The organism is Methylobacterium sp. 13MFTsu3.1M2, from assembly GCF_900112625.1.
Classification (GTDB): Bacteria; Pseudomonadota; Alphaproteobacteria; order Rhizobiales; family Beijerinckiaceae; genus Methylobacterium.
The window spans coordinates 117,788-125,466 of the sequence record NZ_FOMM01000022.1 but is presented as its reverse complement, the minus strand read 5'-3'; the positions used below and the strand labels follow the sequence as shown (position 1 = coordinate 125,466).

General features: G+C 65.3%; 8 protein-coding genes and 1 tRNA gene. 4 read left to right on the top strand and 5 right to left on the bottom strand.

From position 1 onward, the window contains the following. Positions 1–176: PAS domain-containing protein (locus BM314_RS21885; RefSeq protein ID WP_139237853.1), on the bottom strand; the 176-nt coding region annotated here is incomplete at its 3' end. Positions 177–343: 167 nt separating this feature from the next. Between BM314_RS21885 and BM314_RS21880 the strand changes: the two genes are divergently transcribed. Continuing rightward, positions 344–1,066 carry a sigma-70 family RNA polymerase sigma factor gene (locus BM314_RS21880; protein ID WP_244540001.1) on the top strand — a complete coding sequence of 241 codons (723 nt, stop codon included), beginning with the start codon at positions 344–346 and terminating at the stop codon, positions 1,064–1,066. An 89-nt stretch (positions 1,067–1,155) separates the two neighbouring features. On the opposite strand, the gene BM314_RS21875 is transcribed toward BM314_RS21880, so the two are convergent. Beyond that, entirely contained in the window at positions 1,156–1,653 is a 498-nt protein-coding gene (locus BM314_RS21875; protein WP_091980159.1) for a DUF6894 family protein, read from the bottom strand. A 694-nt stretch (positions 1,654–2,347) separates the two neighbouring features. Between BM314_RS21875 and BM314_RS21870 the strand changes: the two genes are divergently transcribed. Next, complete coding sequence (locus tag BM314_RS21870; protein WP_170868158.1) at positions 2,348–3,304, top strand: class I SAM-dependent methyltransferase; 957 nt, start codon at positions 2,348–2,350, stop codon at positions 3,302–3,304. Between the two features lie 350 nt (positions 3,305–3,654). Continuing rightward, positions 3,655–4,341, top strand: a complete 687-nt coding sequence (locus BM314_RS31385) for a hypothetical protein (protein WP_210187352.1) — start codon at positions 3,655–3,657, stop codon at positions 4,339–4,341. 78 nt (positions 4,342–4,419) lie between these two features. Here the strand turns inward: BM314_RS31385 and BM314_RS21860 are convergent, their stop codons facing one another. Further along, entirely contained in the window at positions 4,420–6,240 is a 1,821-nt protein-coding gene (locus BM314_RS21860) for a hypothetical protein (protein ID WP_139237852.1), read from the bottom strand. Positions 6,241–6,423: 183 nt separating this feature from the next. On the opposite strand from BM314_RS21860, the gene BM314_RS21855 reads away from it, so the two are divergent. Beyond that, positions 6,424–6,651 carry a hypothetical protein gene (locus BM314_RS21855; RefSeq protein WP_244540000.1) on the top strand — a complete coding sequence of 76 codons (228 nt, stop codon included), beginning with the start codon at positions 6,424–6,426 and terminating at the stop codon, positions 6,649–6,651. A gap of 55 nt (positions 6,652–6,706) precedes the next feature. Here BM314_RS21855 and BM314_RS21850 read toward each other — a convergent pair whose 3' ends face one another. Next, positions 6,707–6,904 carry a hypothetical protein gene (locus BM314_RS21850; protein ID WP_091980151.1) on the bottom strand — a complete coding sequence of 66 codons (198 nt, stop codon included), beginning with the start codon at positions 6,902–6,904 and terminating at the stop codon, positions 6,707–6,709. A gap of 690 nt (positions 6,905–7,594) precedes the next feature. Next, positions 7,595–7,670: transfer RNA gene (locus BM314_RS21845), tRNA-Glu, on the bottom strand. Positions 7,671–7,679 lie beyond the last annotated feature (9 nt).

The following is a 7,679-nucleotide window of genomic DNA, read 5'->3' as shown; positions in this document are numbered from 1 at the left end:
CGGTCGCGATAGGCGTCGACGGTGGAGCCGAGCTCGTCGAGGCTCTCGGCACCGTGCATCGCCAGGGCGGCCGCGTTGGCGTAGGCGATGGTCTGGTCGAGCTCGACCAGGATCACGCCCTCGCTCAGGCCGGCGATGATCTGCCGGAGCTCATGCCTGTCGACACCCGCCGTCACGATCCGTCCGGTCCCCGCCGCCTCGACGCCGCGCCCCTCGCAGCGGGGCACAAACGGGTTGCGCGCAAGCAGGTTCCGCCCGATCCGCGATTTTCACTGGTATACCTGCATCATTGACGTCGTCGAGATCAACCAGAGATAAGTCCGCAGCCCTCCCGCGAGATGTCGTGCCCGTCGCGACGCTGTCTCCACCCCATCGAGCCCAGAGCTTCACCGTGAAGCCCGCTGTCGAAGAGCGCGATCCGGCCGGCGCGTCCGATCGCGTCATCTCGTATATCCAGGCGCAACTCGGTCATCGGCTGCGCCAATACTATTCAGAAGTTGCACCGATCGAGATGAGCTCACGGCTGGCCGGCGTGCTGGGCCGCCTGTCCGCGGCCCTGGATGCCGCCGAGTCCGAACGGCAGGTTCCCGGTGCGTTCAAGGACGATCTGATCGCCCTGGTGCCAGGCCTGCGCCGCTACGCCCTGTCGCTGACGTTCGACGGTGTCGAGGCCGACGATCTCGTGCAGTTCACGCTGCTCAAGGCGTGGGAGCACCGGCAGCGCTTCCAGCCCGGCACGAGCCTGGTGGCCTGGCTGTTCACGATCTTGCGCAACGGCTTCATCAACGGACGACGCAAGCGACGCTTCGAGGTCCCCGATCCCGACGGCGCGCACGCCGTCACCCTCTCCGAACCGGCCGCCCAGGAGCACAGCATGGGTCTGAAGGAGGTCCGGGCCGCGATCGACCGGCTCGACCCGGCCTATCGCGAGGCGCTGATCCTCGTGGCCGTCGACGGTCTACCGTATGAGGCCGCGGCCTCCGTGATCGGGTGCCCGGCGGGCACGGTGAAGAGCCGGGTCAGCCGCGCCCGCGACCGCCTGCTTCACGAGCTGGGCGAGCGCTGACACACGCGCGACTCCGGTGGCCAGCGCAGGATGCTGGGCCATGGTCGCGAGCCAGCAATCGCGGGGACGCGAACGCCGCCCCCGATCGATCAGGCGGAGCGGCGGTCGGGCCGTGTCTGTGCGGGCGTCCGCTCGATGGGCAGGCGCGCGACCGAAGCCCCTCTGGCATCGCGCACCACCAGCACCCAGTCCTCCGCGTAGCCCTCGTCGGCGAGCTCCTGGACCATGTCCCGGATCACGCTGCGGGCGTCGTCGAGCGCCTGGTCGATGCTCGTGGCCTCGATGCCGATCTCGTCCTTGATGATCTCGCGACCGTGCTCGATGTCGAAGTAGAGGCGCCGCGGAACGAGCCGAAAGTCGCTGCGGTCGCCGCTCGTGAGCCTGTCGATGTCGAAGATCTTCGCCGGATCCCGCGAAGTCCGGGACCTCGCGACCTTCAGGAGCGCGAGTCCGCCACCCACCAGTACGGCGGCTGCACTGGCGACACAGGACGCGAGTATTATCGTGTAGAAGCCGAACGTTTGCCAGCCAAAGGCAAGCACAGGCAATCCGCCGCACAGGGCGGCTAAGATGACAACCAGCGGCATCCCCCCGGCCCTCGATCGCGCGTTGGCTCTCCGATGTGGGGTATACGGCAAAACTCCGGTCCGCAAGAACGTCCTGACAATCGGTGCGCGTTCGACGGGACAGGCTGAAATTAACGCTACTCGAGCGACCGACGGATCGAGTATCCCGCGTGAAGAGCGAACACAGGGCGCCGAAATCCGTCTCGCGCGGTAGCTGGTCGATGGTTCATCCAGCGATCGGAACGCGGTCGAGCGCTCGGATCGCGAGATCTGGCGCACGCGGAGAGGCACAATCTCGTGAGCCTGCACGTGTCGACTGACGGGACCTCGCGCGCCACGCACCGCGCAGTCTGATCGAAAGCCTATCGGATCTCAGCGGCGCCTTCGCCCGGGCCGGTAATGGATAGGTCGCCGATGTCCCATGCCGTCGGCCATCCGGCGCGCCCAATCACAATGACAGCATCCCCGCCAAACCCGGACATAAATCAACTCGAAGTTGTTGTCAGCAGCCTCATAATATAAGAGTCCGATCTGAAACACTAACTTCTGCGCGAAATTTCCCAATTATACAGCGATTCGTCCACAGGCGGCTCCGACGAAATCCTCACATGAATGTATTTCTCTCTCCGCTTGGCTTAGGATATCTCTGAACAGTGGAGATGCGCGATCACGCCTGTCGTTCTGTTGGGCTCGTGCGCGTTAACGGAGTGGGTTGGTGGACAACAGCGACGCGGCTCGCGCGACGACTATCGAGCAGCCCGACCTCCCACTCTCCGATCGGGTCGCGGCCATCGACGCCAAGCTCGACGATCTCTTGGGACGCATCTCGGCGCTGCAGACACACTGCTACTATGACTCGATCAATTGGAATAACTTTAAGGCTCGATTCGATCGATTCGTCCTCGAATGCGAGGATCGGCAGCGAGATGTCTTGGAGACCTTGATCAGAGGAAGCGCGGTCGAACCAGTCGACTTGCGTGTCGCGACAGCGAACCCGCTTGCCGGCGACACGCCCGACCATCTGTTTCCGCGAGGCACAGCCGCTGACAACACGCGCTCGCCCCGCTTCGTCGCGGCGTGCGAAACCCATTTCGGTTTCCCCTTGCGTCACCTCGATATCGGTTCGGCCGGCGGAGGGCTCGTCTGGGATTTCACACGGCGCGGACATTTCTCGATCGGGATCGAGGGCTCGGACTGGTCGCGGAAGGAGCAGCGCGCCGAGTGGCGCACCATTCCGGACCGGCTGTTCACTGCCGACGTACGTTTCCCGTTTCGCGTCGAGGACGGCGCCGGCGCGGTCCAGCAATTCGATCTGGTGACGGCCTGGGAATTGTTCGAGCACATACCGGAAACGGACCTGCCCACACTGCTGCATTCGATCCACCAGCACCTGAGACCGGGTGGGGTCGTGGTGGCCTCCATCGCGACCTTCGCGGATTGCGACGCGGCGGGTCACGAGTTTCACGCGACGATCCGCGATCGCACTTGGTGGGAGACCGCCTTCGCGGCGTCAGGACTTGACCCGGTCCAGAGCCCGTTCCAGCTTCGCGACTATCCGCGTGGTTCGGGCAATCCCCGCGCCTGCGACTGGGACGCACACGCCAATCCGGAACTCGGCTTCCATATCGTAGCCAGACGTCAACCGGAAAACGCACCGCGGACAGGCACGTAGATCACGTCTCGATCCGGTGATGGCTCGGCACCCACCAGCCTCGATGCGCGATGGGCTGCGGCGGACGCTTCGCAATACCGCGCCTCCACTCCATCGCGCATAGCGAGGATCGGATCCAGTCCTCCGCGAACGGTCAACGCTCGCGGCTCGAGCGAGCCACCGACACGCGAAGCTATCGACGTAGCGCGGAAGCCCGCGGAAGCTGCGGGGCCCAAGATCGATCTCGCGCCGCGAGCCAGCGACACATCTGACGCTGAGACTTTCGTGCCACCTCGAAATCGGTTCGCCGGACTTGCGGCCTCACCCGCAATGGTAGACCGAGCACGAGCCCTGACGTGCTCGGATGGCCCATGAAGTTCCGATTGCCCCTCTCATCCAATCAGCGCCGCCCCCTGTTCGGCAACCCGCTCCCCGGCTTCGACCCGGCCTACTACCTTGATCGCAACCCCGATGTTCGCGAAGCCGGCCTGGATCCGCTGAAACACTTCCTCGAACATGGCTGGAAGGAAGGGCGTGACCCGAGCCCAGGTTTCAGCACGACAGGCTATCTGGCCGCGAACCCGGACGTTGCTGTCGCGGAACAGAATCCGCTGCTCCACTTTCTGCAGAACGGTCTTGCCGAAGGACGAAGCGGTTTCGCCCGCGGCGCCTTGTCGATGGGTGCGGTGACACAGACCGGATCTGCACCGGCTCGCGGCACGCCCGCATCGCCGGGAGGGCATGATCCCGTATCGCTGCAGGGCTTCATCGACGAGGCCGACCACAGCCGGATCCGCGGCTGGGCCTTCACGCCCTCCACCCCTCACTCACCGACCGTGATCGCCATCGTCGTCAATCAATCAACCGTCAATACGGTCATCGCGGGCAAATTTCGTCCGGATCTACGCGAGGCGGGTATCGGAAACGCGCATCACGGCTTCACATACGCGTTCTTTCCACCGCTGCGCAAAGACGTGGAGCAGACCATCGTGCTTCGCCGCAGCGCGGATGGCCAGGAATTGGCCCGGGCTGTCCTGCCTCCGGGGCGTCAGCTCTGATCGACGGGTCCTCCCCGCTCGCAGGAAAGGAGCTATGCGGCCGACGTCAGACCGCGATCATGGAAGCTGGCTTGGGCGTCAATCCTTGCATTCCAGATCGCCGGTGAGCAGAGGCTGGGCATTGGCGGTCGCCGGCACCGTCCCGTCCATGCTGTAGATGTAGACTTTCGGATCGGCGAAACCGATCCGTCCCTGCACGGATCGACCGGTCGCCCGGTCGAATCCTGTCAGGACCGTATCCTTGAACGGCAGGCAGGGAAGCGATGCGGTGATGTAGCCCGAGCCGCCGACTACCCTGACGTCGAGCCGGATGCCGAGGATCTCGCGACCGAATCGGCGGTAATCGGCCGTTGCCGAAACAGTCGCGGCGGCTGTACCACTGCGGGCGACGACGGGCGTGTAGACGGTTCGCGCGAGGTTCGTCGTAAAGCCCGTATTCCCGATGGGCTGGCCGCTGTCATCGGTAATATTGACGCCCGCACCATCTTCCCATTTCGGCGGCGCCTCACCGCTCTCGGTATTGTATTTGGCCACGACATTTCTGACGCTCGGCCGAGCGCCCCCGCGCGCGACCAGGCCACCCGTGGCGGAGATCGTACCGAAGCGATTGGCCCGCGCGGCGGACGGCGACGTCCAGGCTCCGGCCTTCAGGTCGATCCCGATTCCGGTCCGTCCTTCGCGATCGGCGCGGATGAAGATGAACTCGTTGGTATCGGCATTGCCGATCTCGAACCCTGTTCCCTCTTGGGTCAGCGTCAGAACGTTGATCCACTGACTCGAGTTGGTGTCGAGCCAAGGCGATCCAGGGCCGATGCGGACGCCCTGCGCGCGCAGGCTCGCTCTGCCCTGCTGCGTCACGCGCAGCTTCCACTCGTTCTGCGACGTATCGAGGAACGAGGACGCGGCGTTGCCGGAGTTGGCAACGGTAATGGCTACGTCCCGCGTCCCACCGATGTCGGAAGGCCGGACAGTCAGGACATCGCCCAACACGTAATTCGATCCACCTTCCGTAACGTCGATGGTGGACACGGACCCGTCCTTGACCGTGATCGTTGCTTTGGCGCCCTCTCCTGTGTCGATGCCGGCGCTCACCAGGGAAACACCGGAGTAGGTCCCGCTCCGGCCGCCGGAACCGGGTGTGAACGCCGCCCAGACGGATCCCGTGAGGAGGCCCTTGGCGAGGGGACCACGAGCCTCGTCGACGTCGATATCGACGCCCGGACCGGTCGTGTCCCGCACCATGATGTCGATCCTGGAGTTCTTCAGCCCGCGCACCAGCAGTCCGGTCTTCGCTCGTCCATTCCCGTTCAGCGTCAGGTCCGAGAGCGTCACGGCGGTCACCGGTGTCTGGGGGGTCATGCTCCGAAGATCGAGCATCACGACACCGAGCGCACCGACCCATTTCAGCTCGGTTCCCGCGATGGAGAAGGCGCCTGCGCCCTGGCCGATGATCTTGATCCGGGACATGTTGGGCGCGCGCAGCGACGTCGCGCATCGGGCGACGCCGGGAGGCAGGACCAGGGTCCCGCCTCCGCGGGCGTCAAGGAAGGCCGACGCGGCGTTGATGGCGGGACACACGTCCGCGGATTCTGTCCACGCCTTGCCATCACCGTGGGCGGCAAAATCATCGTATGTCGCCAGGACGGCCCTGAACTTGGCGACGAGCGGGCTGTCGACCGGGTCTGCCAGCTGGACGAGGCTCACGACGCTGCCGCTCGGCAGGGTCGCCGCCGCATTCCCCTCGGATCGCGCGTCGCTCGAATTGCGCCACTGTCTGCCATTCTCGGCAGGACGAGGCCGCTCCGGTTCGTGCGCGGGAGCAGCCGTTCGCGCATCCAGGGCCCATGCGCGAGCTGCATACAGCGCGAGGCACAGGGCGATGAGGTGACCGCGGCGCATAGTTCAGATCCCGTTTTCCGCGTGTTTCCCGCGCGACGCCACCCGCCTCGTGGCGGGGCCCGCCTGTGCCAGGGCGGAGCCGTCCGTGATACGATGGCATACGACTGCGCGATGAGGACAGGGATGCGCGTGCGCGGCGTCGACAACCGAGAGCGTAGGCACTGGTTCTACGACAGCCGACTAATGGTCTTCGGCTTCTGCTTGACGGCGTTCGTCGCGATCTTCTGGCAGGTCAGCCGGTTCGAGGGCTTTCAGCCGATATTCTCCTGCGCCCGCTCGACGGACGTCGATCGTCAATTGTTGCGCCTGGGAATGGATGCCTGCATGGGCAACGCGCGCACCCATTCGGATCGCGAGGGATGCATGCGCACCGTCCATCTGCTCGCTTGCATGAAGGAGCGCTGGCGCTGATCGACCCCGGCCGCGGCGCGAGAACCTGCAGCGGGGTTGCAGCGGACGCGATCACCTACAGCAGGCCGCTCGACGCGCCCCCGTTCAGCGAGCGGCTGGCGCGCGCGACCAGCTTCGCGAAGGCCAGAGCCGCCGCCGAGGCCTGCGTCCGGGAGGGAAACGACCGGTCGGATTCGGCCACCGTCATCTCGGTCGCGTCGAGGAGCACCCAGGTCCAGAGATGCTGTCCGGTGGCTTGGATCCTGAAATGCATCGCGAACTCGCAGGCTGAGGCATCAAGCGATCATGCCCGGCGGAAAGTCGCGCCGTGTTAATGGGTTGCGCCGCGCAACATCCTATGTCGGTGGGATCGCGTTCCATCCCCGATATCCCCGCCGATCACAGGCTGCGACGCTCGGCAGCGATCGATCGAAGATTCGCACGACGCGCTGAGCCGGCAATCCGATCGGCGCGTAGGCATCTTTTGATGAGGACAGCGACGGCGGATGTTGGTCGTAAGGCACCGTTGTCGCCGACCGCATCCATGGGGCCTCGAGCGCCCCGGGCGAGCAGCCTTCGGGCATGCGTTCGGCCGGAGATGCTTCCGCCTCGCTCATGGATCAGATCGCCCCCGCTCGTACCGGCCGCACCCGCAGGAGGCCTCATCCGGCCCTTGTCGTGGCGTCTGTCGCCCTCGCCATCGGCCTCTGGTTCGTCATCTACGCGGTGGCCGGACGCGCCATCTGGTTCTGGTGAGGCGGGACACCCGGCCCCGTCCCGCCGGAGCTTCCTAGCCCTCAAGAGGTCGCGACTGGGCCGGCGCAAACCATCGCCAGTAAAGAAGCTCAGCGGCTGGACGACGCGCGTGCCTCGAGGGCGCGGAGCGCCCACGGAACGAGCCGGGCTTTCCGCGCAATCAGGTTTCTTGGAGAAAGTTCGCAGATTCTGGTGACTGCCAGCGCGCTGGCGCTCCCAAGGGGAATCGAACCCCTGTTTTCGCCGTGAGAGGGCGACGTCCTAGACCGCTAGACGATGGGAGCTTTCCGGCG

Coding starts and splice junctions, on each gene's coding strand:
- BM314_RS21860 (WP_139237852.1), bottom strand. CDS start 6,240: ATGCGCCGCGGTCACCTCATCGCCCTGTGCCTCGCGCTGTATGCAGCT.
- BM314_RS21850 (WP_091980151.1), bottom strand. CDS start 6,904: ATGCATTTCAGGATCCAAGCCACCGGACAGCATCTCTGGACCTGGGTG.
- BM314_RS31385 (WP_210187352.1), top strand. CDS start 3,655: ATGAAGTTCCGATTGCCCCTCTCATCCAATCAGCGCCGCCCCCTGTTC.
- BM314_RS21875 (WP_091980159.1), bottom strand. CDS start 1,653: ATGCCGCTGGTTGTCATCTTAGCCGCCCTGTGCGGCGGATTGCCTGTG.
- BM314_RS21855 (WP_244540000.1), top strand. CDS start 6,424: ATGGTCTTCGGCTTCTGCTTGACGGCGTTCGTCGCGATCTTCTGGCAG.